Below are 22967 nucleotides of genomic sequence, written 5' to 3' on the forward strand. Positions count from 1 at the left end.
ACTCGAAAAAGGAGACGACGATGACGATCAACGATCTGCGCGGTGTCCTCAAAGGGCGCGTGCTCCTGGCCGGTGATGACGGCTTCGAACAGGCGGCCACCGCGTGGAATCTGACCGTCAGGCAACCGGTGGCGGCCGTGGCGGACGCCGCGGATGCCGATGACGTGGCGGCCCTCGTACGTTACGCGCGGCGGGCGGGTATGACGGTGACCGCGCAGCCGAGCGGGCATGGCGCCTCGGGTGATGTGGAAGGCCTGATCCTGTTGCGCACCGGCCTGCTGGACGAGGTGGAGGTACGCGCGGAGGAGCGCGTGGTCCGGGTGGGCGCGGGCGTGAAGTGGGGGCAGGTGCTGGCGGCGGCCGGTCCGCTGGGTCTGACCGGCCTGTCCGGCAGCGCACCGGGGGTCAGCGTGACCGGCTACACCCTGGGCGGTGGGGTCGGCTGGTTCAGCCGCAAGCACGGCTTCGCCTCCGACAGCGTGCGGGCCATCGACATCGTGGACGCCGATGGCGAGCCGGGCCGGGTGACCGCCGAGTCCGATCCCGAGCTGTTCTGGGCGCTGCGCGGCGGTGGCGGGGACTTCGCGGTGGTGACCGCCCTCGAACTCGAGCTGTATCCCGTGCCCGTCCTGTACGGCGGGCGCGTGATCTGGCCGGAGCACCGGACCAGGGAAGTGTACGACGCGTTCCTGGAGATCACCGCCGAGGCGCCGCGTGAACTCAGCGTCTGGATCAACCGGTTCCAGCCACCCGGCGCGCCGCCGATGGTCACGCTGGATCTGACCTACCTGGGCGAGGCTGCTCGCGGGGAGGACCTGCTGGCGCGCATCGGCAAGATCGAGGGCGCGATCTCCGACAGCCGCGGCGTCGTCCCGGTCGCCGACCTGGGTGACATCACCGCCGAGCCCACCGATCCGGCCCCATCGATCGCTCGTGCGGAGCTGCTCACCGGCCTGGACGCGGACGCGGTGGAGCTCCTGCTCGCCAAACCGGTCGAACCACTCATCAACGTGCAGATCAGGCACCTGGGCGGGGCGCTCGCCGAGCCGGGCGACGGGGCCGGTGCGAGCGGCGCGGTGACTGAGCCGTACCTGCTCGGCCTGCTGGGTCTCGGCCTGCCGCACACGGCCGATGCGACGCGCGCCAAGCAGGCCGAGGTCGTGGCCGACCTGGAGGCCTACATCAGCGGCCGAAAGCCGTACACCGTGCTGTCGCCCGGTGAAACGGCGGCGAAGTCCTTCTCCGGCAGCGTGCTCGCGCGGCTGCGGGAGATCAAACGGGCCCGTGACCCGCACAACGTGTTCCGCGCGAACTACCCGGTGCTCGGATAGATCGGTTCCCAGCAGGTCACGGTTCCCCCGCAGCCGCCTGACAGATCGCTGCGAGCACTGTGAAGGGCACACCCACACCGGAGGGACTCGCACATCGACTCAAGTCAAGGCCGGTTTCACCCGTATCTCGGCTTGGACCCGGGCATCAGCCCACCCGCCTGGCGATGGTGACGCCGTCGCGCACCGGCAGCATCACCGACTCGACCCGCTCGTCACGTGCGATCGTCTCGTTCAGGCGGCGCACGGCCAGCTGCGCGTCCCCCTGGAAGGCCGGGTCGAACACCCGCCCACCCTGGAACACGTTGTCGACCACGACGAGGCCGCCCGGGCTCAGCCGCGTGACCACCTCCTCGTAGTAGTCCGGATAGCTCTCCTTGTCGGCGTCGATGAAGGCGAAACCGACGACCGGCTCGGCCGGAAGCGCGCGCAGCGTCTCCAGCGCCGGCGCGATCCGCAGGTCGATGCGGTCGGCCACGCCCGCACGCTCCCAGTAGTTCCTGGCGATCGACGTCCACTCCGTGCTCACATCGCACGCCAGCAGCCGCCCACCCGGTGGCAGCCCCCTGGCGATGCAGATCGAGGAGTAGCCGGTGAACACCCCCACTTCCACCGCCAGGCGGGCGCCCGACATCCGCGCCAGCATCGTCAGCAGGGCGCCCTCGTCGTGCGAGATCTGCATGCCGGCCGCGCCGCCCGTCTCCTCCCGCGTCCTGACGACCAGGTCCCGCAGCACCTCGTCGGCGGGGGAGCAATGCGTGAGCAGGTAGTCGTCCACGACAGGGGACAGGTCCCACACCGCGTCGCCCGCGAGCGGGGGCGACCAGTCGACCACGAGTTCCTCACCGGCCCCGAACCGCAGCAGGCGACCGGTCACGACGTCCCGCACCCCGGCCAGCGCCTCCTCGTCGGCGGCCGTCGCGATCATCTCGAACCCGCCCGCGCACGGCCGCAGCACGCACCGCCCGGACCGCAGGTCGATCACGGCCCGGCCGTCGCCGCCGAGCACGGCCTCCGCATCGTGACCCGGGTGCGACACCAGCTGCCCGATGTAGCGGTCGGGCCGATCGGTCATGACGTACGCCGTCGAATGAGGCATCGGCTTTCCTCCAGATTCGGCACATCAAGCGTCGAGAAAGATCGACGCTTCCGGCCCGGCGATTCTGCTGGCCCGCCGGCCCGTTCGTCAAAGCGTCGACGATCCTCGACACTTTCCCCCGTGAACGACGAGACGACGACGGGGGAGCACCCCTCCACACCTCCGCACGACCCCGACACACTGGAGCTACGTACCCCCGCCCAGTTCAAGGCTCTCGGCCACCCCGTCCGTCACCGCATCGTCAACCTGCTCCGCCAGCGCCCCGCGACACTGGGGGAGTTGGCCACGGCACTGAACGCCGCCAAAGGCACCGTCGGCTACCACGTCCGCGTCCTGCGCGAAGCGGGCATCGTCCGCCTCGCGGCCACCCGGCACGTACGCGGCGGCACCGAACAGACCCTCGCCCTCGTCAGCCGGGCCTTCCGGCTGCACCCGGAGGCGGTGGCCGGCCCCGACTTCCTCGTCAGGGCCGCCCTCGCCGAGATGCGTCCCGCACGCCCCGGCCAGGCCGAGCACACCCTGCTCAACCACCTCTGGCTCACCCAGCACGAGGCCCACGCCCTCATCGCCCGGCTCCGCGACCTCCTGCCCCCTCCCGGCCGGACACCGTTCACCGGAGGCGAGCCGTACGGACTGCTGCTCTCGCTCTACCCCGCCGACATCCCCGCCCTGCCGCCGTCCGGCTCCTCCGGCGACAGTGCCGCCAGGAACAGTGCCGCCAGGAACAGCGCCTCATGACGCGCCATGTGCGCACTGTCGGTGAGATACAGCAGATCATGCCCCTCCGCGACATGGGCGGCGAACGCCTCGTGACCCGCCCCCGCCTCCGCGCGCATGTGGGCGACCAGGTGCTCCAGCCGCGCCCGCGCGGTCTCCACCAGCGCATCCCGGTCCTCCGCCCCGAGCCCGTAGGCGTCGGCGAACACCCGCAACCTCCACGCCTGCTCCTCCACACCGGGAGCGCTCTCGTCACGGCCGGGATCGTGCAACGGCACGAACCGATAGGCGGCATACGCCACATCCCACACCCGCGGCCCCGGATGCGCCGTGTCGAAGTCGATGAACGCCACCGGCCGCCCCTCCCGGAAGACGCAGTTGTACGGCGCCACGTCACCATGGCAGATCACCTCGGCCGGAACGCGCGGAGGGAAGTACCACTCGGCGGCCTCCGCGGACCCGAAGCCCGCCGTCGCGTCGTGGTAGTCCCGCAGCAACGCCCCCACACCCGCCAGCGCCTCATCCGTCATCGCGTACGCCGGCAGCGGATAGCCCGGCACCTCACCCGGGACGAAGTCCAGCACCTCCCGGCCCTCGCCGTCACACCCGTACGCTCTCGGCGCCCCGCCGAACCCGGCCGCCGCCAGATGGTCCAGCAGCGCGTGCACCGCCGGCGTCCACCGGCGCGCGGGCCGGCGCACCGTGCCGCCCACCCGGACGACACGGTTGACACCGCCCCCGGTCAGCTCCTCCTCGTCCATCTCCGGAAATCACCCTCCGGCCGGACCGGCCAGCGCCGCGCGCAGCCTCACCGCCAGCTCGGCCGCCTGCCGGAGTGACCAGGGGATCACCCCGTTCTCGGTCATCAGGGCGTGGAACTGCTGCCGCTCATACGGTGTCCCCGGCGGTAGCGGCGCGATGTGCCAGTGCAGGTGCGCGTTGCCCTGCTTGCTGCCCAGCGACAGCAGATACGTACGCTCGGAGGAGACGACGGCCTCGACCGCCAGCGTGATCCGGCGCACCGTCCGCATCAGCCGCACGTACGCCTCCTCGTCCAGGTCGCGGACGACATGCTCGATGTGGGCCTTCGGCGCCACCAGCACCTTCCCCGGCAGCGTGGGATGACGGTCGAGGAACGCGATGTGCTGATCGTCTTCGAACACCACCTGTTCGAGGTCGTACGCCGGGTCGCCCGCCACCACCGCGCAGACGAAACACCGGCCGCCCCTGGTGCGCCGGACATACCCGGCGACGTCGAACTTCTCCTTCACGAAGGGGAACGGCCCCTCCGGACCGTCCCCCTCACGGTCGTGCCGATCACGCTCCGCCATGCCGTGATCGTACGTAACGAGCGCGGCGAACATCGTCCGCGGGCGCGGGGGATCGGCGGCGGGAGAACACCGGGGGAGAATGAGGTATGACCCCCGACGTGCGATCCGCAGCCGTTACAGGCCGGGAGGTCGCCGTGCTCGTCGGGCTGCAGGCATCGGGAAAGTCCACCTTCTACCGGCAGTGCCTGGCGGCGACGCACGCCCATGTCAGCAAGGACAACTGGCCCAACGCCCGCCATCGGCAGCGACGCCAGCTCCGAGTGATCGCCGAGGCATTGGGGGAGGGGCACGACGTGGCCGTGGACAACACCAACCCCGCTCCCGAGGAGTGGGGCCCGCTCATCGTGACGGCCAAGGAGCACGGCGCCCGCGTCGTCGCCTACTGGTTCCCTCCCGATCTCACCGCGTCCCTGGACCGCAACGCCAGGCGAACCGGCCGCGCGCGGGTGCCCGAGGTCGGCGTCCTCGCCACGGCGGAACGCCTCCGCCGCCCCCGCCTGTCGGACGGCTTCGACGCGGTCCACACGGTGACCTTCGACGGCCGGGGCGGCTTCACCGTACGCGAGGAGGACGACCCACGCGCGGCGGGCACGGGACCAGGTCACGACGCGGGAATGTAGGGCGGGGCCACCCCCCAGCCCCAGCGGGGGACGGGAGCCTGCTGCGGGGGACGGGCCCCGGGCTGGGAGTTGGCGAAGGCGAGTCGGGTGCCCCACTCGATGTAGCCCGCGAAGGCGGCGCGGAACTCGGGATCGGCGGGCAGCCCGACCACGTCGGCGGCGTCCATCAGAAGACTGACCCAGCGGCGGCGCTGCGGTTCGGTGATGGCCTTGCCGAGATGCTGGAGGAGCATGTGGTGGTAGCCGCCCCGTTCGTCGGTGTAGCGGGACGGGCCGCCGAAGACCTCCGCCAGCCACATGGCGACGTACTTGGGGTGGCCCGGATCCATGTGGGCGAAGAGAGGACCGATCAGATCGTCCTTGAGCACCTGCTCGTAGAACGTCTCGGTGAGCCGCTCGAACGCCTCGGCGCCGCCCGCCCAGTCGTACAGGCTCGGGACCGAGGAGCCGGTGCCGCGCACAGACGTGCGTTCGTAGTGCCGCATCTCCTCGATCTGCCGGACGTACGGCTTGATCTCGGCGAAGAACGCCCTGAAGTGCTCACCACCCCGGAAACCCCGCAGGTGGTCCTCGGCGGAGGTCCAGGTGATGCGCAGGACGTACCACTCGGGCTCTTCGACACAGCGGGACAGTTCGTAGTCCACACACTGGGGCGCGGCCGTCAAGGGCACCGCGGCGCGTTCGTAGGCGGCTTCGAACTCCTCGGCGTCCTGCCGGTCGATCCGGTAACGGATGTACTCCACGATCATGTGCGCATCGCCCCAAAGGCCGCGGTATCAGGGATGAGGAAGATCTTGTAATAGTGTAATCAATGTATCCCTGTCGCTGGGGCGTAGGCGTGAATTTCGCCCGCCATCGTGGTCGCGGAGTGCCTATGGTGGTCGGCCATGAGAGTTCTCATCGTCGGCGGCAGTGGTTTTCTCGGCGGGGAACTGGCTCGCCGGTGTTCGGCGGCCGGCCATGAGGTGATCGCGACCTACCTCACCCGCCCAGGGGAGGCCCCGGGTGTCGAGTGGATGCCACTCGACGTACGCCGGCGAGGGGACGTCGACGCACTGGTCCGCGCATCCCGGCCGGAGGTGGTCGTCAACGCCGCCTACCGGCAGGCCGACTGGACGACCACAGCGGCCGGAGCGGCGAACGTGGCCCTCGCCGCCTCCGCGGTAGGCGGGCGTCTGGTGCATGTGTCCAGCGACGCGGTCTTCTCGGGCGCCGCGATCCGCTATGACGAGACCTGTGTCCCCGACCCGATCACCCCGTACGGCGCGGCCAAAGCCGCCGCCGAGACGGCAGTGGACGCGATCGCGCCCTCCGCGGTCATAGCCCGGACGTCCCTGATCATCGGTGACGGTGACTCTCCCCACGAGGCGCTGGTGCGTTCACTGGCCGGAGGCGGGGCGAGGGGAGTGCTGTTCACCGACGACGTGCGGTGTCCCGTGCACGTCACCGATCTCGCCGCCGCGCTCCTTGAACTCGCCGCGTCCGAGCATCACGGAATCCACCACGTCGCGGGACCCGACGCGGTGAGCCGATACGAACTGGGAGTGCTCATCGCCCGGCGTGACGGCCTCGACGAAAGCGCTTTGCCGCCAGGCCGGCGAGCGGACACCGACATACCGGGACCGCTTGATGTGCGTCTGGAGTGTGACATGACCCGGCGGCGACTTCGGACCACGCTACGCGGCGCGCGGCAGTTTCTGGCGCGAAGGGGAGTCGGGAGGTAAATGTCCCGCAGCGAGATCATTCGAGTGGACAGAGACTTCTTTGTCTATACCAAACAGAATTCACCTTCTGTCCGGTATGAGATCGAGCGGGTGTTTATGTCCGATAGGCGAGAGCATCGCAGCGGGTCGGCATTCACTTCAGGGAGCAGGTGCTCGGCGGCGCGGTGATGGCGCGATCGCGGTCCGACCTCGTCCGCGCGTCGGGTGTGGCGGGATGCGACGCGGGCGAGTGGCAGGCCGCCCGGGTCCGGCGGGCCCTGACGGCCTGCCGGACCCTCGAAGCCTGTGTGGCCCGGTAAACACGGAAACCCGTCCGGCCGGCGCCGCGTACACGGCGCGGCCGTGGCCACCACGTCGGCGCGCCTGTCGTCGAGTCCGAGGACCCCGACGGACCTGACCGACGACCGCAAGAAGGCTGCCTGACGAGGAGGAACGGCTCATGGCCTCCAGGAGTCTCAGCTGGCCGGATTGCCCCGCCTTCCCGGCCCTGTGCACCCCTTCCGGCGTTGCTCGATAATGAACATTATGTCAAGTAGCGACTGAAGGCCCTCCTCCGGAGGGTTCCCGCCGTCGCCCGGGCAGGGTGCTCATGCTGCCAAAATCGAAGCGAACGGACCGGGCTGGCGTGACGCCGACGACACCGGAACCGAGTGCGGGCCCAGCGGCCGCTCTCCTTGCCGTGGACGGACTGGTGTCGCGCGGTCCGAGGCATCCTCGTGGTTCGCCCGCAGACCACGGCGAGAGCCGCAATGCTCACGTCCGCCCCTGCGGAGATTCGATGCGCCGGGCGCACCTGTCCCAGAGCCGGATCGCGCGAGAAGCCGTTTCTGCGCGAGCCGCGGTGCCCGCCGCCGAGCTCTGTGAGAGACGGTCACGGACGGTGACCACTGCCCTCTCCCCCGCTGTGTCCGCCGTTCGTGCCCACGAGCGCGACCTCCCTGTGGCCGTCCGGCAGCAGGGCCAGGAGTTGCCGCGTATGACCGGGAAGTTCCTCTTCGGCGAGGCCGGTGATGAGGTCGCGCAACGCCACGGGCTGATCGACCAGGACCATGCCCTTGGACAGGAGCAGAGCGGGCACGAGTGTGTCGAGCTCGGCCTCGCTCAGCATCGGCCCGCCGAGTGCGCACAGGGCCTCCCCCTGGAGGCGGATGCGGTCCCGAAGCCCGGCGTTGCCGCCGGCGCGCACGATGACGCGTTCGATGGTCCAGGTGTCGAGCGCCATGCGGTTGTCGTACGCCGCGCTCGCTCCCGCGGCGACCGAGGAGGCGGCGGTGATGGTGACGGCGTTGACGATGGAGACGTGCGCCAGAATCTGGTCGGCGTTCCACTCGCCGGGAGGCGGGACGAGGCTCGCTCCCCCGCCGTCGGCCACCGCGGCGGCGTCCAGCAGTGTGCGATAGGCCTCGCGGAGCGGAGCGCTGTCCACCATGTCGTCCTCTTTCTTCGCTGTTCGAAGTCGTGCGTGGGAGTGCCGTCTCAGGCCTGCGCGGGCGACATCTCCCATGGCGCCTGCGGGAGGACGTCGCCCGTCTCGATCAGCGACTTGAGGTTCGCCAGCGCGGCCGGCCATCCGTGCGAAACCGCGTCGCGCATGTCCTCGTTGGCGAGGTTCTCGTGGGTCACGCTGAGACGGACGATGTCCTGGTGCGGTTCGACGAGGAAAGTGACGACCGACGGTTGCCTCGGCTCGGCGTCGAGGGCGTCCTCGAAGGTGATGACCAGTCGCGTCGGAGGTTCGGCCTCGATCACCCGGCCGGCGACGTCGACGACGCCTGATCCGTCGACGCGCCGGTGCTCCCAGGTCGAGCCCGGCTGCCAGTCCGAGACGTTGGCGTGTCCCCAGTAGCGCGCCGTCAGGTCCGCGTCCGTCAGGGCGTGCCACACCTGCTCCGCGCTCGCCCGGATGTAGGTGACGTAGACGTAGGTCGGCACGGACGTGGGTTCGTCGCTCATGGCGTACTCCTCTGCTTGTTCCTTGATGGCACTGATCGCGTTCAGCCGGGGCCTGTCGAACCCCGCTATCCAGCGCTGCTCGATCTCGTGGATCGGCACGGGGTTGAGGTAGTGAAGTCGTTCCCGTCCGCGCCGTACGACGGTGACGAGGTTGGCCCGCTCGAGGATGTCGAGGTGCTGGGTCGCCGACTGGCGCGCCATGTCCAGGCGCTCGCACAGCTCGCGCAGCGTCTGACCGTTGTGCTCGCGCAGGCGGTCGAGCAGGAGCCGCCGGGTGGAGTCGGCCAGTGCCTTGAAGACCACGTCCATCTGTGTCGCTTCGGACTTCACATCCGAGATTATGCAGGCATTCGCCTGCCCATTGTCAATGCCGCTGTTCACGCGGCATGCCGCACCTCTTCGGTGCGAGGATGCAAGGCGGCCGTACGTCGGGATGTGGGAGGGGGCCGCTGGCGCATGCCGTGCCGGGCGGCACTCCACTCAGCCTCGCGAACCGGTCGTTTCTGCGAGTCGCACGGCTACATTCGAGTTCGCGCGTACGTGTGCAGCGCGTCTCGGACGACAACCAGACCCGCGCCGCCGGGAACACTCCCGCAGCTCTGGTCCCGGTGGCCGTACGCGTGCTCATCCGCCGTTGCGAGCGGGGCCCGTACTCGGCGTTCTCGTCCAGGCGGAAGAACCGCTCCGGCTCCCGGTGGTCAGGCGGGGGTTTCGGGCAGGCAGACCGTGATGGCCTGGGGCGCGACTTTGACCGTGATGCGATCGACCCGGTCGCGGGCTCCCCCGTCCAGTTCGTACGCCATGGGGGTGCGGAGTTTGACCGTTACCTTCCTGGCGCGGGTGATGCGGACGAAGGGGGACTTCTCGGCGTCTCCGGCGCTCATCCGGCCGAGGGCGCGGGCCCATTGGATGGGGCCTTCGGCGGTGGAGACGCCGACTTCGAGCCAGCCGTCGTCGAATCGGGCGTCTTCGAAGACGTCGATGCCGCCGGTGACGGTGCCGACGTTGCCGACCAGGACGCAGCTCGCGTCGCCTTCGAACCAGTCGTTGCCGTCGATCTTGATTTTCATGGGGGTCACGGCGCCGCCGACGTGGCGCAGCCCGGTCCAGATGTAGGCGAAGCGGCCGAGGCGGTCCTTGAGGCCGCGGTCGGCGTCGGCGATCATTTCGGCGTCGAACCCGACGCCGGCCATGACCGCGAAGTGCTCGCCGTTGATCTTGCCGAGGTCCATCTTGGCGCGGCGCCCTTCGAAGCCGATGCGTACGGCCTCGGGCAGGTCCTCGGGGATGCCGAGGTTGCGGGCGAGCAGGTTGGCGGTCCCCGCGGGGATGACGGCGACGGTGGCGTCGCTTCCGGCGAGGGCGTCGACGCAGCGTTGCACGGTGCCGTCGCCGCCCCAGAGGAAGAACAGGTCCGCGCCGTCCTTGAGGGCCTGGCGGACCTTCTTGGGGGCCTTCTTGCTCTTGGGGACCTCGTACCAGAGCAGGTCGTCGACGTCGTAGCCGGCGATGAGCTTGCGGAGCTCGTCGAGGCCGCCACCGATGGTTTTCTTGCGGTGTGCGATGACGGCGACGCGGGGCGTCTTGGTGCGGGGGGTGGCGGTAGCGGCGGTGGCGGGCTTGTCCGTGGACCGCCGGTCAGCGGATTTCACCATGGACTGCCGGCTACCCGGATGGGGGCGGGTTAGGCGTCGGGCAGGGTGTAGTCGAGGAGGTAGTGGTGGCCGTCCTCCACGCGGATCGTGCCCTCGCCGGTGAGTCCGGCCAGTTCGCCGGTGCCGCTGGTGGGGACGATCTGCCACTTCAGCCACTGTTCGCCGTTGTGGCTGGCCGCGCTGTGCTGGAGTACGAAGGTGCCCTTGCGTCCGTGGAGGGTGCCTTCGAAGTGTTCGACGCCGACGTAGGCGGCGGGGCCGCCGGGGGTGACGACGGTGAGGATTTCGGTGGTGCTGGTGCCCAGGAGGTCGCCCTGGAAGGTTTTGGCGATGTGGTTGCGGCCGAAGGTGGCGCCTTCTTTCTCCTCGGTCGCCAGTTCGGTCCAGCCGGTGATGTCGAACGTTCCGGTCGCGTGTCCGTGCATGTGTCCAGCGTGCCGCGTGTTCCTGTCATCTTCCGTCAGGTATGGCGGTGACTTGCGGGTGAGGGGAAGGAGAAATCTCGGCGAATGCCGTTAAGCCGGCCACTTTTCAGCCGTTCATGACAGATGATCGGAGGCATGGGTTTTCCCCGACCGGCCGCCCCGGTCCCCGCCGGCCGGTCCGTCCAGGCGCGTCCACCGGAATGCTGACCTCTCCCTTTCCTTCCCAGGAGGGCCGCAGGACCGCGTTCGAGGTGTTCGGGTCGGCTGCGACGGCTCCGCGGCGGGCGCGCGCGTTCGTACGGTGCCAGTTGCGGGGGTGGGAGCTCGCGCATCTGGCCGAGACGGCGGAGCTGGTCGTCTCCGAGCTGGTGACGAACGCGGTGCGGGCGACGGACGCCGTGGTGAGCCCGCCGGTCGCCTCGTCGATGTTCCCGGTGGCCCTGCGGACGGTGGCGCTGCGGGTCCGGGTGGCGTCCGGGCGGCGCAGCCTGTTCATCGAGGTGTGGGACGTCAGCGACCGTGAGCCGGTGCCGCGCGGCGATGTGGAGGGCGAGCTGGGCGAAGGCGGCCGGGGGCTCGCGCTGGTCGGCGGCCTGGCCCGGAACTGGGGGCACTACCCGGCGCCGGATCGGGGCAAGATCGTGTGGTGTGAGCTGGCCATCGTCCCGGTCGAGGGGGCGCGTCCGCGGGGGGCGGCCGGCGCCCCGGACACCGGTCCCGGGCGGCGCGGACGGGCGGGAGCGTCCGCGGGGCCGTCGCCGGAGGGGCTGCCGCGGCGGGACCGGCGGCATCCGGTGGGCGTGCGGGCGGACGGTCCGGACGAGGCGACGTTGCGGCGGGTGCTTGAGGGCCTGCGGGCGCTGGACGTGCGCGGCTGAGCGCCGGGCCGCGGGATGCCGGGCGGGTCAGGGGACGACGGTGACCGGCCAGCGGCCGGCGCGCACCAGGCGGAGGGCGACCGAGCCGATGAAGCGGTGGCCGGCCTGTGTGGAGGCCCCCACCACGACCGCGTCCGCTCTGATCTCGTCGGCGATCCTGGCGAGGACGCCGGAGGCGTCGCCGTATTCGGTGCGGAAGGTGTAGTCGACGCGCGAGTGGGCGGCCTGGGCGAAGCGTTCCACCTGGTCGCGCAGCTCCGCGGCGACCTGCTCCCCCGCCTCGATCACCGAGGCCGACGCGGCGGGCATCATCGTGCTGATCGTGCCGGGGCTGGTGACGTGGACGAGGACGACGTGCGAGCCCTGACGGCGGGCGAGCCCCCAGGCGTAAGCCGCGGCGCGCATGGAGGTCTCCGAGCCGTCGATGCCGGCGAGGATCACCCGCGGGCCGTCGGTGCCCAGCTCGAACGTGTTCACGCAAGTCAGCGTACGGCGTCGGACGGGGCGTACGGGCACCGGACCAGGTGGCGTGCGATCGTCGCGGGCCGCCGGGGAGGCGGGACAGGGCCCGGCCCGCGGCGCGGATAACCTGTTGCGGAAATGTCGGGGCCGTTGGTTAGGGTCTCGGATCGTGGCTGATCAACCTCTGATCTACGCGCGCGGCCTGGTCAAACGCTTCGGGAAGTTCACCGCCGTCGACGGGATCGACCTCGAGGTGGCGCCGGGTGAGGCGTTCGGTTTCCTCGGGCCCAACGGGGCCGGTAAGTCCTCCACCATGCGGATGATCGGCTGCGTGTCCACGCCGACCTCCGGGGAGCTGCGGATCCTGGGCATGGACGCGGTGCGCGACGGGCCGAGCATCCGGGCGCGGCTGGGGGTGTGTCCTCAGCTGGACAACCTCGATCCCGACCTGACGGTGCGGGAGAACCTGGTGACGTACGCCCGTTATTTCGGGCTGTCGCGGGCGGAGAGCCGCAGACGTGCCGACGAGTTGCTGGAGTTCGTGCAGCTCGCCGAGCGTGCGGGCGGGAAGGTGGAGCCGCTGTCGGGGGGCATGAAGCGGCGGCTGACGATCGCGCGGGCGATGGTGAACGACCCTGATCTCGTGCTGCTCGACGAGCCGACGACGGGGTTGGACCCGCAGGCCCGTCACCTGTTGTGGGAGCGGTTGTTCCGGCTGAAGCAGCGGGGCGTCACGCTGGTGCTGACGACGCACTACATGGACGAGGCCGAGCAGTTGTGCGACCGGCTGGTGGTGATGGACGGCGGCAGGATCGTGGCGGAGGGGTCGCCGCGGTCGCTGATCGAGACCTACTCGACGCCCGAGGTGGTCGAGGTGCGTTTTCCCGGCATGTCCGAGTCGGGGGCGCGGCATGCGGCGGCGCTGGAGGGGGTCGGCAAGCGGGTGGATCCGCTGCCCGACCGGGTGCTGGTCTATGTGGACGACGGCGACGCGGCGTTGGCCGAGATCCAGCGGCGGGGGCTGGAGCCGTCGAGCGTGCTGGTGCGGCGGTCGACGCTGGAGGATGTGTTCCTCCATCTGACGGGCCGGACGTTGGTGGACTGAGATGGCTGTGACCCATGGGGTGCATCCGACGGTCGCGGTGCTGGAGCGGCATCTGACCTTGTACCGGCGGTTGTGGCAGGCGTCGGTGTTCTCCTCGTTCGTGCTGCCGGTGCTGTTCCTGCTGAGCATCGGTATCGGTGTGGGCGGTTATGTCGGCAGGGTTCAGGGGGTCGACTACCTGTCGTGGATCGTGCCGGGCGTGCTCGCGTCGACGGCCTTCCAGATCGCGGTGGGTGAGTCGACCTATTCGGTTCTGGGCGACTTCAAGTGGGTCCGGGCCTATCACGCGATGCGGGCCACGCCGGTGGGGCCGGCGGACATGGTCCGGGGTCAGCTGCTCTACCTGGTCCTCCGGGTGACGATCGCGGTGGTGGCCTTCCTGGTCGTGGTGGTGTTCTTCGGCGGGCTGCATTCGCCGTGGGCGCTGGTCACTCCGCTGGTGTGCGCGGTGCTGACGGTGTCGGTGTCGGCGCCGGTGACGGCGTTCGCCGCCACGATCGACCATGACAGTTACTTCTCGCTGCTGTTCCGGTTCGTGGTGATCCCGTCGACGTTGTTCGCCGGGGTGTTCTTCCCGGTGGAGCAGCTGACGGCGGTGTTGCGTCCGCTGGCGTACGCCTCGCCGTTGTGGCATGCGGTGGAGTTGTGCCGGGCGGCGACGCTCGGCACGGCCCCGTCCTGGCCGGTCGCGGTGCATGCCGGGTATCTGCTGGCGTGGGCGGCGGCGGGGTTCTTCCTGGCGGTGCGGGCGTTCCGGAGGAGGTTGGAGGACTGATGGTGACCGCGTTGGTGGCGTCCCGGGTCTCCCCTGGCCGGGTGGGCGCCGTCATCGGGCGCAACGTGGGGGCGCTGCGCTCCGGGCCGTCGTACTGGATCATCCTGGTGTCGGGCTTCTTCGAGCCGCTGCTGTATCTGCTGTCGATCGGTGTCGGGGTCGGTGCGCTGATCGGTGATCTGACGGTGGACGGGCGGACCATGTCGTACGCGGCGTTCGTCGCGCCGGCGATGCTGGCGGTGTCGGCGATGTCGGGGGCGCTGGCCGAGACGACGTTCAACTTCTTTTTCAAGTTGAAGTACATGAAGACGTTCGAGGCGGTGCTGGCGACGCCGGTGCGGCCCATCGAGATCGCGTTCGGTGAGCTGGTCTGGTCGATCGTGCGGGGTTCGCTCTACACCGGGATCTTCCTGGTCGTGATGGTCGCGATGGGGCTGACGGAGCCCGGCTGGGCGTTGGCCGCGTTTCCCGCGACGGTGCTGGTGGGGCTGGCCTTCGGCGGGCTGGGGATGGCGATCAGCACGCTGATGCGGGGCTGGCAGGATTTCGACCTGATGGGGACCGGGCAGTTCGCGTTGTTCCTGTTCTCCGGGACGTTCTCCCCCGTGCGGGATTATCCGGCCGCGGTCGAGGTGCTGGTCCAGCTCACGCCGCTGTATCACGCGGTGGAGCTGGTGCGTGGCCTGTGCATGGGCGTGCCGGGGTGGGGGCTGCTGGGGCACGTGGCCTACCTGGCGGCGCTGGCCGGCGCGGGGGTCTGGTTCGCCTCCCGGCGCCTGGCCCGGGTCCTGTGTGACTGAGGGTGCGGCTGACGGCGCGACTCCCCCACGCCCACGGCGGTGTCTCGCGCTCAGGCGGAAGACGGGTCGATCTGCACGCGGTCGCTGTCGCCGTCCGACAGGAACGACGCCAGTGACCACCCCTCCTCGGTCACGGCGGCGCGCTCGGATCGGGACAGACGGCGCAGCGGGGTGACGACGACGGTGCCGCTCGTGACGTTCCAGGTCGCGGCGACCCGGCCGTCCACCAGGACGACGCGGGCGCCGGCGACCGACAGGCCGCGGTGGTCGTCGTCGACGATGCGGCTGCGGTCGTGATAGCCGAGGAGCGCGTTGTCGAACGCCGGTAGGAAGCGCACGGGCGCGGGGGCGCCGGGGTCGGGACGCGGCGCGTCGGGCAGGTCCAGCAGTTGCCGCCCGCGTTCGTCCCGGAAGGCGATGAGTTCTCCGCGTACGGCTTGCACCGCGGCGGGCAGCCCGGCCAGGCCGCACCAGGCGCGCAGGTCGGCGGACGCGGCGGGCCCGTACGCGGCCAGATAGCGGCGGACCAGCGCCTGGCCGGCCTGGTCGGGTCCGTCCGGGCGGAGCGGGGCGACGTCGCGTCCCAGCCATGTCGCGAGGGGAACGTTGCGTACCCCTGCTCTGGTGCGCCACAGGCCGCGCGGTGGCAGCTGGGCCATCGGGATGAGCGCGGCGACGAGCAGCTCACCCAGTGCCCGGCGCGGCGGCGCGGGCCAGCGGTCGGCGAGCGCGTCGACGAGTTCGGCCATCGTGCGGGGCCGTCCGTCGGCCATGACCTCCCGGCCGGCCGCCGCCACCTCGTCCGGGTCGAGCCCGGCGAGTTCGCGGCGGTAGGTGGTCAGCACCCGCTGGCGCAGCATGGTGTCGTGCCGGGCGCGCCAGGCCAGTGCGTCGTCGGCGGTGACGAGGTGGACGGTGCGGCGCATCAGGTGGGTGCGTACCACGTGGCGTCCGGTCAGCAGACCGTCCAGGGCCGCGGGGTGGAAGGCGCGCACCCGCGACCACAGGCCGACGAACGGCTCCTGCGGTTCCTGTGCCTGCATGCCGCCCAGGTGTGCGACGACATCGAGGACCGGTGACCCGGTGCGGTCCAGGAGGAACTGCCGGGCGAGCGTGGCACGGTTCAGTGCGCGGCTGTCGAGGACCGTCATGGTGTCAGGCCGCACGCAGTGCCGGCGCGGTTCCGGCGTGCTCAGCCGTCGTACCGTGCCGCGACGTCGAGGACCCAGACGACGCCGAAGCGGTCCTTGAGCATGCCGTAGAGCGGCGCCCACTGCGCGGGCTCCAGCGGCCGCACGACGGTCGAGCCGATGGTCAGCCTGTTCCAGAGGGCGGTGATCTCGTCGGTGTCGTCGCCGCGTACGGAGACGAAGACGGCGTTCTCGCCCGGGTTCCACGGTGTGTGGGAGGGCACGTCGTAGGCCATGACGTGGAAGCCGTTGTCCGCGGTCACCTGGCCCCACATCACCCAGTCCGCCTCGTCCGGATTCTGCGCGTCGCCCGCGTCCTTGTAGGTGACGGCGACGATGTTGCCACCGAAGACGGAGTGATAGAAGTCGAGCGCTGCGCGGGCGTCGCCGCGGAAGTTCAGGTGGGTCGTGGTGGTGATGGACATGATGGCTCCTCGCCTTGGATCACTCGGACAAGCGCCGGTCGGGCCCGTGCCGGAAGCGGCCGGGCATGCGTCGCTGCCGGGGTTCGGCCTCGGCCGGCGTCGACGACCCTCACATTTCCATGGGTAGAGGACAGGGTGTGTCCTCTACTTGGAGGAGGATGGGTCTCGTGCCGAAGACGTCCGCGCGGCTGCTCGCGCTTCTGTCGCTGCTGCAGACCCGTCGTCACTGGTCGGGCGAGGACCTGGCCGAGCGGCTGCGGATCAGTGCGCGCACGGTCCGCCGTGACGTCGACCGTCTGCGCGAGCTCGGTTATCCGATCGCGACCGTCAAGGGGCCCGACGGCGGATATCGGCTCGACGCCGGTTCGCAGATGCCTCCGCTGCTGTTCGACGACGACCAGGCCGTGGCTCTCGCCGTGGCCCTCCAGACAGCCACCATTACCGGCGCCGGCATCGGGGAGGCCGCGGCGCGGGCGCTGAACACCGTCCGGCAGGTGATGCCCGCGCGGCTGCGCCGCCGGATCGACACGCTCCAGATCACCGCCGTCGAGCGGCCGGACGTACGGGTCGACGGCAGCGTGCTCATGGCGCTCAGCGCCGCCGTCCATGCCGGTGAGGTGCTGCGCTTCGACTACGCGGCCCAGGCGGGGGTGGGCGACGGCGGTGTGCTGAGGCCGCCGCGCCGGGTGGAGCCTCATCATCTGGTGGCCCGGGGCGGGCGCTGGTATCTCGTCGCCTGGGACCTCGACCGTGAGGACTGGCGGACCTTCCGCGCCGACCGGATCACCCCGCGTTCCCCCGCCGGGCCGCGCTTCACCCCGCGCGAGCTGCCCGGGGGTGATGTGGCCGCCTTCGTGTCCGCGCGGTTCCGGGGCTCGGGCGGCTCTGGCGAGTGGCCCTGCCGGGGCGAGGTGATCCTCGGGCTGCCCGCCGCCTCCGTGTCCCTGTACGCCCGAGACGGGGTGGTCGAGGAACTCGCCCCGGGCCGTTGCCGGCTCGTCTTGGGGTCGTGGTCGTGGGCGGGCCTGGCCGCCGACATCGGCAGGTTCGACGCCGACATCGAGGTGGTCGGTCCGGCCGAGCTCAGGGATGCCTTCGCGCGGCTGGCCGGCCGTTTCGCCGAAGCGGCGAGCGGCCCACCGGTCACGCCGTCCCCGTTCCCGTGAGCGCGGCCGGACCTCCGGTCCCCCGCCGGTCTGTCTGTCCTGGTCAGTCCCGGGCGGGCAGCAGGTCGGGGTCTGCGGTGTGCTCGGCCTGTGCCGGGGGCCCGGTGCGGCGCAGGACGGTGAGGGCGATGAGGACGGCGGCGACCAGGAGCGCGGCGCCGAGGGTCAGGCCGAGGGCGTATCCGTCGCTGAGGGCCTCGGGTGTGGCGGTCTGTCCGGTGCGGTTGTGGGCGACGGTGCCGAGGGCGGCGAGTCCGAGTGAGGCGCCGATCTGGCGTGAGCTGTTGAGCAGGCCCGAGGCGGTGCCGGTCTCGTGGGGTGCGACGCCGGCGGTGGCGGTGGAGACGACCGGTGCGAGGCAGAGCCCGAAGCCGACGCCGGCGACGATGGAGGGGCCCAGGACGTCGGTGGTGAAGGTCCCGTCGGGGCTGATCAGGCCGAACCAGACGAACCCGGTCGCGGTGAGGAGCCCGCCGGCGACCAGGAGGGTGCGGGCGGCCAGGCGGTAGCCGAGTTTGACGGCGAGTACGGAGCCGGCGACCACTCCGAGGGCGAACGGCAGGAACGTGACCCCGGTCAGTGCGGGCCCGGTCCCGAGGACTCGCTGGAGGTAGAGGGACACGAAGTAGAAGGCCGAGGCCATGGCCGCGCCGACCAGGAGGTTGTAGGCGTTCGCGCCGGCGACCGAGCGGTTGGCGAACAGGCCGAGCCGGATCAGCGGTTCGCGGGCGGTGGTCCGTTCGACGTGGAGGAAGGAGGCCAGCAGTGCGGCGGTGACTCCGAGGGTGGTCAGGGTGACCGGCGAGGTCCACGAGTAGTGGTCGGTGCGGACGATGCCGAACACCAGCAGGGTCATGCCCGCGGTGGCCAGGACGGCGCCGAGCACGTCTGGGCGGCCGCCGGGGGCGGGAGGCGGGCCGGGGTCGGCTCGCCAGGTCAGGGCCAGCGCGCACGCGGCCATCGGCACGTTGACGAACATGACCCACCGCCAGCCGGCGTACTCGGTGAGCAGGCCGCCGATGAGGACGCCGAGGGCGCCTCCGGCGGCGTTCATCGCGCTCCATACGCCGTAGGCCCGGATGCGGGCCCTGCCCGCGGGAAACGTCGCGGTCAGCAGCGCGAGCGCGGCCGGGGCCAGTGCGGCGGCCCCGATGCCCTGTGCCGCGCGGGCGGCGACGAGGTGGCCGGGTTCCTGGGCGAAGCCGCCGAACAGTGAGGCGAGGCCGAACAGGGTGAGGCCGAGCAGCAGGACGCGTCTGCGGCCGTACCGGTCGGCGGCCTTGCCGCCCAGCAGGAGCAGGCCTCCGAAGGTGAGGGCGTAGGCGTGGATCACCCAGGTCAGGCCCACTGCGCTGAAGCCGAGGCCTGCGGCGATCTGCGGGAGTCCGACGTTCACGACCGACAGGTCCAGCGACACCATGAACTGCACGACGGCCACCGCGGTGAGGGTGCGCCCTGGCCGGGCGGTCGGGCTATGCGTCATCGAGGGCTCCACTCTCTGTGTGGCCGTCGACTTTTGGAACACGTTCCGAAAGTAGCATCCGGACGGGCCGCGGGGAACTCCGTGGGCGGAATCGCACTCTGTTTCGCGACCGGGGACGGCGGGACGGCATGATGGGGCAATGCCCCGACCGCCCGCAGCGCACGGCCGCACCGGCCGGCCACCCCTGACCTCCCGTACGCAGATCGTGGCGGCGGCCCGCCGGCTCATCGACCGGGACGGCTGGGAGAAGCTGACCATCCGGAGGCTGGCCGCCGAACTCGGCATAGGGGCGACGACCCTCTACCACCACATCCGGGACAAGGACGACCTGCTGGTCCTACTGCTGAATCACTACGCCGACCAGCTCGAACGCCCCCCGCTGCCCGACGAGCCGCGCGAGCGCGTCGTCGCGGCCGCCATCGCCCTGCACGACGCCCTCGCGGCCTGGCCGTGGGCGGCGGAGGTCCTCACCTCCGACGGTTTCGTCGGCCTGCTGGACGAGTCGGCGCTGTGGATGGTCGAAGCCATCGTGGCCGGAGCCCACGACCACGGATGCACGCCCGTACAGGCCGTCGACCTCTTCCGCGGCATCTGGTACTACACCATCGGGGAGATCCTCGTCCGCGCCCACTCCGCCCGCCGGCCGGCCGGCGGCGAACGCCACCGTGAGGCCCTGTTCAGCGGCCTCGACGCGTCCCGGGTGCCTCACCTGGCCGCCATCGGCGACCAATGGCCCGCGCTCGCGGCACGGGACACCTACCCCCAGGGCCTGCGCGCGCTCGTCGACGGGCTGCTCGCCCACGCGGCGTCGGCCCCTCATGGCGCGGGCTGACCGCCGCACCGGATCGGGCCGCCGGAGCCCCACCACGGGGAGCGACGACGACCCCGATCCGGCGATCGCGGACGGCGGGTGGCGTGGCACGACTCTGCTGCGGCCGGGCTGGCTGGCCTACACCGGGGTGGCGGGCGCCGCCGAGCCGCACTCCCACGCCGCCGTGCAGGTCCTGATCGTCACCGACGGGGTGGTGGAGCTGACCGACCCTCATCAGGCCAGCGGCCCGGTGCGGGCCGCGATCATCCCCGCCCGCGTCCGGCACGCCCTGCGCGCCGGGCCGGACGCGCGCGCCACCATGATCTATCTCGACCCCGCCGGTGGCGCCGGCCGCCGTCTGACCGCCTGCCTGAGCGGCCCGGACCACGACCGCCTCGATGGGTGGACGGCCGCCGCCCGCGCACTGCTCCCGCCCGCGGTCCCCGGCGTGGCGCCCGACCCGGCCGCGCTGGTCCGTGGCTGGAGCGCACCCGCCGGCGCTCGGCATCCGGCGCTGCAGCACGCCCTGCGGGTGCTGCCGGAGCTGCTGCACGGCCCGGTCCGGCTCACCGACCTGGCCGCCGCGGCCGGGATCTCGGCCAGCCGTCTGGGTCACCTGTTCTCCGCCGAGCTCGCCCTGCCGTTCCCTCCGTACCTGCGCTGGGCCCGGCTGCGCCGCGCCGTGGAACTGGCGGCCGGTGGGGCGAGCCTCACCCAGGCCACGCACGGGGCCGGCTTCGCCGACAGCTCCCACCTGACCCGCGTCACCAGGGAGATGTTCGGGTTGGCCCCCTCCCACCTGCTCGCCGCCCTGTCCCCGCCCACGCCCTGAACGAGGTCAGCGGATCCGTCCAAGCCCGCCGGGCCGCGTCTCCCCCAGCCTGGACGGCATGAATCGCACCGTGCACCGGACCGTGAACCGGGCCGTGATCCGCTACGGCTACGTGCCGTTCATGCTCCTCGGGGTCGACGGCTCCGGCGTCGCCCTGGCCGCCGCCGGCGCCGGAAAGCTCTGGCTGCTCGGCCTGCTGCTCCTGGCCGTCGGCTGCTCGTTCGCCGCCGAACGCCTGCTGCCGTACGAGGACGACTGGAACGCCCCGCTGGCCGGGGACGGGCGGCGCGACGCCGTCCACGCCTTCGTCAACGAGAGCCTGCTGCTCGTCAGTGTGGCCGCCATTCCGCTGCTGGCCGCCCACGTCACCGTCGTCGAGCTGTGGCCGCGTTCCTGGCCCTTCGTCGTGCAGGTGACGGCCGCCGTGCTGGTCGCCGATCTGGGGATCACCCTGGTCCACTACGCCAGTCACAAGGTCGGCGTGCTGTGGCGCTTCCACGCCGTCCACCATTCGGTGAGACGGTTCTACGGCCTCAACGGGCTGATGAAGCACCCCCTGCATCAGACCGTGGAGATGATCGCCGGGGTCGCCCCGTTGCTGCTGGTCGGCCTGCCGGTCGAGGTGGCCTCCGCGCTGGCGCTGGCCGTGGCGGTCCAGTTGCTGCTGCAGCATTCCAACGTCGACTACCGCGTCGGAGCGGCCAGGTACATGCTGGCTCTGAACGAGGGCCATCGTTTCCACCACCTCAAGTGGGCCGGCGCCGGGGATGTCAACTTCGGCCTGTTCACCCTCGTCTGGGACCACCTGCTCGGCACCTTCTCCTACGACCCCGCCCGCCGTTTCTCCTCCGAGCTGCTCGGCATGGCCGCCCGACCGGACTACCCCACCGCATATCTGCCGCAGCTGTCCGAGCCCTTCCGCGCCTCGGGCGCCTGTCACGCCGAGCCGATCCGGCCCGAGCCCGTCGTCCCGGACCGGCGAAACGCGGTGTGAATCGGTGTGAAGCCGCGCCACCGCTCAGGACACGCAGAGGCAGAACTCGTTGCCTTCGGGGTCTCGCCAGACCTGCCAGAGGTTCTCGTGCATCTCCCCCACGGGGGTGGCTCCGAGCGCGGCGGCGCGGGCGACCGCGCCGGGAAAGTCATCGGTGACCAGGTCCAGATGGATCCTGTTCTTCGCGGTTCTGGGTTCGGGGACCCGTTGCAGGGCCAGGTCGGGACCGAGACTGACCCAGTCGTTCTCGCGACGGGTGACGTCCCGTTCCAAGAGCCGGCTCCAAAAATCGGCGAGCTCGTCGAGGTCGTTGGCGTCGATCACCACGCCACCCAGGCGAATGTTCATTCTTTCCTCTCGGCGTACGGTTCGATCCTGCCGGGACCCGTTAGGGTCCCGGCAGCAATGAAGGAATTTCCACGAAGTTGCGTCTGAACTGCGATAACCGCAGGAGTATCCGGCTGGCGTCTCGGTTCGATCGCGGTGTTGGTCGTGACACCGAGGACCCTCGCCTACGGAGCGGCTGACCGGTCAGGACCTGGGGCCGGACTGCGCGGCAGGACCATGGATGATCTGTTCCAGACAATCGCGGAACAGATCGTCGACGGTGCGGCCAGGCTGGAAGTACTCTGTCACGCCGGCCATCACGGTGGGGTACGCCGCGGCGTAGGCGGCCATGTCGAAGCCGTCCAGGGCGTCCGTGTCGGGGCGGCCGGCCTGTTCCTCCAGGACGTAGCCGACGGTGAAGCGCAACACCGTCAACACGATCAGGCGAGCCTGCCGCAAGGGGATGCCCCGCCCGACCAGTGTGCTCATCGCCAGTTCGGAGATGGCGGCCATCTTGAGGGACAGCTGAGAGGCCGCGATGATCCGGGCTCCGTCCGGGTGGGCCAGCAGCGCGCGGCGCAGCCGCTCGGCCAGGCCGATCAGCCAGTCCTGCCAGCGCTCCTCCGGCGCGGGCGACGCCGGCCGGGCGACCCATCGCGTTCCGGGGATTCCCGCGCACGCCGAGCGGCCGGCCGGGCACCAGGGCCAGGCCCGCCACGGTCATGGGTGGCGGCACTCGCTCACGCACCACCGTTCTCACCACCACGGGTTCAACCACTCTCCGGCCCGTCCGCCTCGCGTCCTGGCGGCGTGGCAGACACGGATCGCCCGCCTGTTCGGTCAGGAGCTGGGATGAAGGCAGCGGTG

Annotated in this window: 27 protein-coding genes; 13 read left to right on the forward strand and 14 right to left on the reverse strand. The window is 71.0% G+C overall.

Annotated features, from left to right (window positions below; all coding sequences use genetic code 11):
- Positions 1–20: 20 nt before the first annotated feature.
- Positions 21–1331 carry an FAD-binding oxidoreductase gene (locus HHX30_RS15530; RefSeq protein WP_169982646.1) on the forward strand — a complete coding sequence of 437 codons (1311 nt, stop codon included), beginning with the start codon at positions 21–23 and terminating at the stop codon, positions 1329–1331.
- A gap of 145 nt (positions 1332–1476) precedes the next feature.
- Here the strand turns inward: HHX30_RS15530 and HHX30_RS15535 are convergent, their stop codons facing one another.
- Positions 1477–2427, reverse strand: coding sequence for a DUF2218 domain-containing protein (locus tag HHX30_RS15535; protein ID WP_310742251.1), 951 nt, complete (start codon positions 2425–2427; stop codon positions 1477–1479).
- Between the two features lie 120 nt (positions 2428–2547).
- Here HHX30_RS15535 and HHX30_RS15540 point away from each other — a divergent pair, with 120 nt between their 5' ends.
- The gene (locus HHX30_RS15540) at positions 2548–3165 is read left to right on the forward strand and encodes a transcriptional regulator (protein ID WP_169982647.1); all 618 of its coding nucleotides are present in this window, start codon (positions 2548–2550) and stop codon (positions 3163–3165) included.
- On the opposite strand, the gene HHX30_RS15545 is transcribed toward HHX30_RS15540, so the two are convergent.
- On the reverse strand, positions 3075–3905 hold the full coding sequence (locus tag HHX30_RS15545; RefSeq protein WP_169982648.1) for a phosphotransferase enzyme family protein: 831 nt from the start codon (positions 3903–3905) through the stop codon (positions 3075–3077). The genes HHX30_RS15540 and HHX30_RS15545 overlap by 91 nt on opposite strands.
- Positions 3906–3914: 9 nt before the next feature.
- On the reverse strand, positions 3915–4475 hold the full coding sequence (locus HHX30_RS15550) for an HIT family protein (RefSeq protein ID WP_169982649.1): 561 nt from the start codon (positions 4473–4475) through the stop codon (positions 3915–3917).
- A gap of 86 nt (positions 4476–4561) precedes the next feature.
- Between HHX30_RS15550 and HHX30_RS15555 the strand changes: the two genes are divergently transcribed.
- A complete protein-coding gene (locus HHX30_RS15555) occupies positions 4562–5095 on the forward strand; it encodes an ATP-binding protein (RefSeq protein WP_169982650.1) in 534 nt (177 codons plus the stop codon).
- Here the strand turns inward: HHX30_RS15555 and HHX30_RS15560 are convergent.
- The gene (locus HHX30_RS15560) at positions 5077–5844 is read right to left on the reverse strand and encodes a group II truncated hemoglobin (RefSeq protein WP_169982651.1); all 768 of its coding nucleotides are present in this window, start codon (positions 5842–5844) and stop codon (positions 5077–5079) included. The two genes, HHX30_RS15555 and HHX30_RS15560, sit on opposite strands and share 19 nt — an antisense overlap.
- Positions 5845–5982: 138 nt before the next feature.
- Between HHX30_RS15560 and HHX30_RS15565 the strand changes: the two genes are divergently transcribed.
- Complete coding sequence (locus tag HHX30_RS15565) at positions 5983–6819, forward strand: sugar nucleotide-binding protein (protein WP_169982652.1); 837 nt, start codon at positions 5983–5985, stop codon at positions 6817–6819.
- 871 nt (positions 6820–7690) lie between these two features.
- On the opposite strand, the gene HHX30_RS15570 is transcribed toward HHX30_RS15565, so the two are convergent.
- The 4 genes from HHX30_RS15570 to HHX30_RS15585 all read right to left on the reverse strand — a co-directional run bounded on the left by HHX30_RS15570 (position 7691) and on the right by HHX30_RS15585 (position 10852).
- Complete coding sequence (locus HHX30_RS15570; protein ID WP_211592057.1) at positions 7691–8248, reverse strand: hypothetical protein; 558 nt, start codon at positions 8246–8248, stop codon at positions 7691–7693.
- Between the two features lie 47 nt (positions 8249–8295).
- The gene (locus HHX30_RS15575; RefSeq protein WP_311922440.1) at positions 8296–9102 is read right to left on the reverse strand and encodes a metalloregulator ArsR/SmtB family transcription factor; all 807 of its coding nucleotides are present in this window, start codon (positions 9100–9102) and stop codon (positions 8296–8298) included.
- 368 nt (positions 9103–9470) lie between these two features.
- Positions 9471–10427, reverse strand: coding sequence for a diacylglycerol kinase family protein (locus tag HHX30_RS15580; RefSeq protein ID WP_169982653.1), 957 nt, complete (start codon positions 10425–10427; stop codon positions 9471–9473).
- A 29-nt stretch (positions 10428–10456) separates the two neighbouring features.
- A complete protein-coding gene (locus tag HHX30_RS15585; RefSeq protein ID WP_169982654.1) occupies positions 10457–10852 on the reverse strand; it encodes a DUF3224 domain-containing protein in 396 nt (131 codons plus the stop codon).
- Positions 10853–11052: 200 nt separating this feature from the next.
- On the opposite strand from HHX30_RS15585, the gene HHX30_RS15590 reads away from it, so the two are divergent.
- Positions 11053–11730, forward strand: a complete 678-nt coding sequence (locus HHX30_RS15590; RefSeq protein ID WP_169982655.1) for an ATP-binding protein — start codon at positions 11053–11055, stop codon at positions 11728–11730.
- A gap of 27 nt (positions 11731–11757) precedes the next feature.
- Here the strand turns inward: HHX30_RS15590 and HHX30_RS15595 are convergent, their stop codons facing one another.
- Positions 11758–12207 (reverse strand): universal stress protein, encoded by a 450-nt coding sequence (locus tag HHX30_RS15595; protein ID WP_169982656.1) that lies wholly within the window; start codon positions 12205–12207, stop codon positions 11758–11760.
- A gap of 154 nt (positions 12208–12361) precedes the next feature.
- On the opposite strand from HHX30_RS15595, the gene HHX30_RS15600 reads away from it, so the two are divergent.
- From HHX30_RS15600 to HHX30_RS15610, 3 genes are read left to right on the forward strand one after another with little or no spacing between them, the layout of a single operon-like run.
- The gene (locus tag HHX30_RS15600) at positions 12362–13297 is read left to right on the forward strand and encodes an ABC transporter ATP-binding protein (protein ID WP_310742253.1); all 936 of its coding nucleotides are present in this window, start codon (positions 12362–12364) and stop codon (positions 13295–13297) included.
- A 1-nt stretch (position 13298) separates the two neighbouring features.
- On the forward strand, positions 13299–14072 hold the full coding sequence (locus HHX30_RS15605; RefSeq protein ID WP_169982657.1) for an ABC transporter permease: 774 nt from the start codon (positions 13299–13301) through the stop codon (positions 14070–14072).
- Positions 14072–14872 carry an ABC transporter permease gene (locus tag HHX30_RS15610; protein ID WP_169982658.1) on the forward strand — a complete coding sequence of 267 codons (801 nt, stop codon included), beginning with the start codon at positions 14072–14074 and terminating at the stop codon, positions 14870–14872. Before HHX30_RS15605 ends, HHX30_RS15610 begins: the two co-directional genes overlap by 1 nt.
- Positions 14873–14922: 50 nt before the next feature.
- Here HHX30_RS15610 and HHX30_RS15615 read toward each other — a convergent pair whose 3' ends face one another.
- On the reverse strand, positions 14923–16023 hold the full coding sequence (locus HHX30_RS15615; RefSeq protein WP_169982659.1) for a winged helix DNA-binding domain-containing protein: 1101 nt from the start codon (positions 16021–16023) through the stop codon (positions 14923–14925).
- Between the two features lie 41 nt (positions 16024–16064).
- Positions 16065–16487 (reverse strand): VOC family protein, encoded by a 423-nt coding sequence (locus HHX30_RS15620; RefSeq protein ID WP_169982660.1) that lies wholly within the window; start codon positions 16485–16487, stop codon positions 16065–16067.
- Positions 16488–16654: 167 nt separating this feature from the next.
- On the opposite strand from HHX30_RS15620, the gene HHX30_RS15625 reads away from it, so the two are divergent.
- Entirely contained in the window at positions 16655–17653 is a 999-nt protein-coding gene (locus HHX30_RS15625) for a YafY family protein (RefSeq protein ID WP_169982661.1), read from the forward strand.
- Positions 17654–17696: 43 nt separating this feature from the next.
- On the opposite strand, the gene HHX30_RS15630 is transcribed toward HHX30_RS15625, so the two are convergent.
- Positions 17697–19136, reverse strand: coding sequence for an MFS transporter (locus HHX30_RS15630; RefSeq protein WP_169982662.1), 1440 nt, complete (start codon positions 19134–19136; stop codon positions 17697–17699).
- 139 nt (positions 19137–19275) lie between these two features.
- Between HHX30_RS15630 and HHX30_RS15635 the strand changes: the two genes are divergently transcribed.
- From HHX30_RS15635 to HHX30_RS15645, 3 genes are read left to right on the forward strand one after another with little or no spacing between them, the layout of a single operon-like run.
- Positions 19276–19968 carry a TetR/AcrR family transcriptional regulator gene (locus HHX30_RS15635; protein ID WP_169982663.1) on the forward strand — a complete coding sequence of 231 codons (693 nt, stop codon included), beginning with the start codon at positions 19276–19278 and terminating at the stop codon, positions 19966–19968.
- The gene (locus HHX30_RS15640) at positions 19955–20779 is read left to right on the forward strand and encodes an AraC family transcriptional regulator (RefSeq protein ID WP_169982664.1); all 825 of its coding nucleotides are present in this window, start codon (positions 19955–19957) and stop codon (positions 20777–20779) included. The genes HHX30_RS15635 and HHX30_RS15640 overlap by 14 nt, the downstream gene beginning before the upstream one ends.
- 58 nt (positions 20780–20837) lie before the next feature.
- Positions 20838–21773 carry a sterol desaturase family protein gene (locus tag HHX30_RS15645; RefSeq protein ID WP_169982665.1) on the forward strand — a complete coding sequence of 312 codons (936 nt, stop codon included), beginning with the start codon at positions 20838–20840 and terminating at the stop codon, positions 21771–21773.
- A gap of 24 nt (positions 21774–21797) precedes the next feature.
- On the opposite strand, the gene HHX30_RS15650 is transcribed toward HHX30_RS15645, so the two are convergent.
- Positions 21798–22121 (reverse strand): VOC family protein, encoded by a 324-nt coding sequence (locus HHX30_RS15650; RefSeq protein ID WP_169982666.1) that lies wholly within the window; start codon positions 22119–22121, stop codon positions 21798–21800.
- A gap of 183 nt (positions 22122–22304) precedes the next feature.
- Positions 22305–22703, reverse strand: coding sequence for a TetR/AcrR family transcriptional regulator C-terminal domain-containing protein (locus HHX30_RS15655; protein ID WP_211592092.1), 399 nt, complete (start codon positions 22701–22703; stop codon positions 22305–22307).
- Between HHX30_RS15655 and HHX30_RS40650 the strand changes: the two genes are divergently transcribed.
- On the forward strand, positions 22639–22956 hold the full coding sequence (locus HHX30_RS40650; RefSeq protein WP_211592060.1) for a hypothetical protein: 318 nt from the start codon (positions 22639–22641) through the stop codon (positions 22954–22956). The two genes, HHX30_RS15655 and HHX30_RS40650, sit on opposite strands and share 65 nt — an antisense overlap.
- The last annotated feature ends 11 nt before the right edge of the window (positions 22957–22967 follow it).

The sequence above is a fragment of the Microbispora sp. H10836 genome (assembly GCF_012999525.1).
In the GTDB taxonomy this organism is placed as follows: Bacteria; Actinomycetota; Actinomycetes; order Streptosporangiales; family Streptosporangiaceae; genus Microbispora.

Bases quoted from the DNA above. Each gene is read 5' to 3' on its own strand.
- HHX30_RS15590 (WP_169982655.1), top strand. From the start codon at position 11,053: ATGCTGACCTCTCCCTTTCCTTCCCAGGAGGGCCGCAGGACCGCGTTC.
- HHX30_RS15535 (WP_310742251.1), bottom strand. From the start codon at position 2,427: ATGCCTCATTCGACGGCGTACGTCATGACCGATCGGCCCGACCGCTAC.
- HHX30_RS15550 (WP_169982649.1), bottom strand. From the start codon at position 4,475: ATGGCGGAGCGTGATCGGCACGACCGTGAGGGGGACGGTCCGGAGGGG.
- HHX30_RS15605 (WP_169982657.1), top strand. From the start codon at position 13,299: ATGGCTGTGACCCATGGGGTGCATCCGACGGTCGCGGTGCTGGAGCGG.
- HHX30_RS40650 (WP_211592060.1), top strand. From the start codon at position 22,639: ATGATCCGGGCTCCGTCCGGGTGGGCCAGCAGCGCGCGGCGCAGCCGC.
- HHX30_RS15560 (WP_169982651.1), bottom strand. From the start codon at position 5,844: ATGATCGTGGAGTACATCCGTTACCGGATCGACCGGCAGGACGCCGAG.
- HHX30_RS15610 (WP_169982658.1), top strand. From the start codon at position 14,072: ATGGTGACCGCGTTGGTGGCGTCCCGGGTCTCCCCTGGCCGGGTGGGC.
- HHX30_RS15530 (WP_169982646.1), top strand. From the start codon at position 21: ATGACGATCAACGATCTGCGCGGTGTCCTCAAAGGGCGCGTGCTCCTG.
- HHX30_RS15555 (WP_169982650.1), top strand. From the start codon at position 4,562: ATGACCCCCGACGTGCGATCCGCAGCCGTTACAGGCCGGGAGGTCGCC.
- HHX30_RS15580 (WP_169982653.1), bottom strand. From the start codon at position 10,427: ATGGTGAAATCCGCTGACCGGCGGTCCACGGACAAGCCCGCCACCGCC.
- HHX30_RS15645 (WP_169982665.1), top strand. From the start codon at position 20,838: ATGAATCGCACCGTGCACCGGACCGTGAACCGGGCCGTGATCCGCTAC.
- HHX30_RS15615 (WP_169982659.1), bottom strand. From the start codon at position 16,023: ATGACGGTCCTCGACAGCCGCGCACTGAACCGTGCCACGCTCGCCCGG.
- HHX30_RS15570 (WP_211592057.1), bottom strand. From the start codon at position 8,248: ATGGTGGACAGCGCTCCGCTCCGCGAGGCCTATCGCACACTGCTGGAC.
- HHX30_RS15650 (WP_169982666.1), bottom strand. From the start codon at position 22,121: ATGAACATTCGCCTGGGTGGCGTGGTGATCGACGCCAACGACCTCGAC.
- HHX30_RS15630 (WP_169982662.1), bottom strand. From the start codon at position 19,136: ATGACGCATAGCCCGACCGCCCGGCCAGGGCGCACCCTCACCGCGGTG.
- HHX30_RS15640 (WP_169982664.1), top strand. From the start codon at position 19,955: ATGGCGCGGGCTGACCGCCGCACCGGATCGGGCCGCCGGAGCCCCACC.
- HHX30_RS15565 (WP_169982652.1), top strand. From the start codon at position 5,983: ATGAGAGTTCTCATCGTCGGCGGCAGTGGTTTTCTCGGCGGGGAACTG.
- HHX30_RS15635 (WP_169982663.1), top strand. From the start codon at position 19,276: ATGCCCCGACCGCCCGCAGCGCACGGCCGCACCGGCCGGCCACCCCTG.
- HHX30_RS15620 (WP_169982660.1), bottom strand. From the start codon at position 16,487: ATGTCCATCACCACCACGACCCACCTGAACTTCCGCGGCGACGCCCGC.
- HHX30_RS15585 (WP_169982654.1), bottom strand. From the start codon at position 10,852: ATGCACGGACACGCGACCGGAACGTTCGACATCACCGGCTGGACCGAA.
- HHX30_RS15545 (WP_169982648.1), bottom strand. From the start codon at position 3,905: ATGGACGAGGAGGAGCTGACCGGGGGCGGTGTCAACCGTGTCGTCCGG.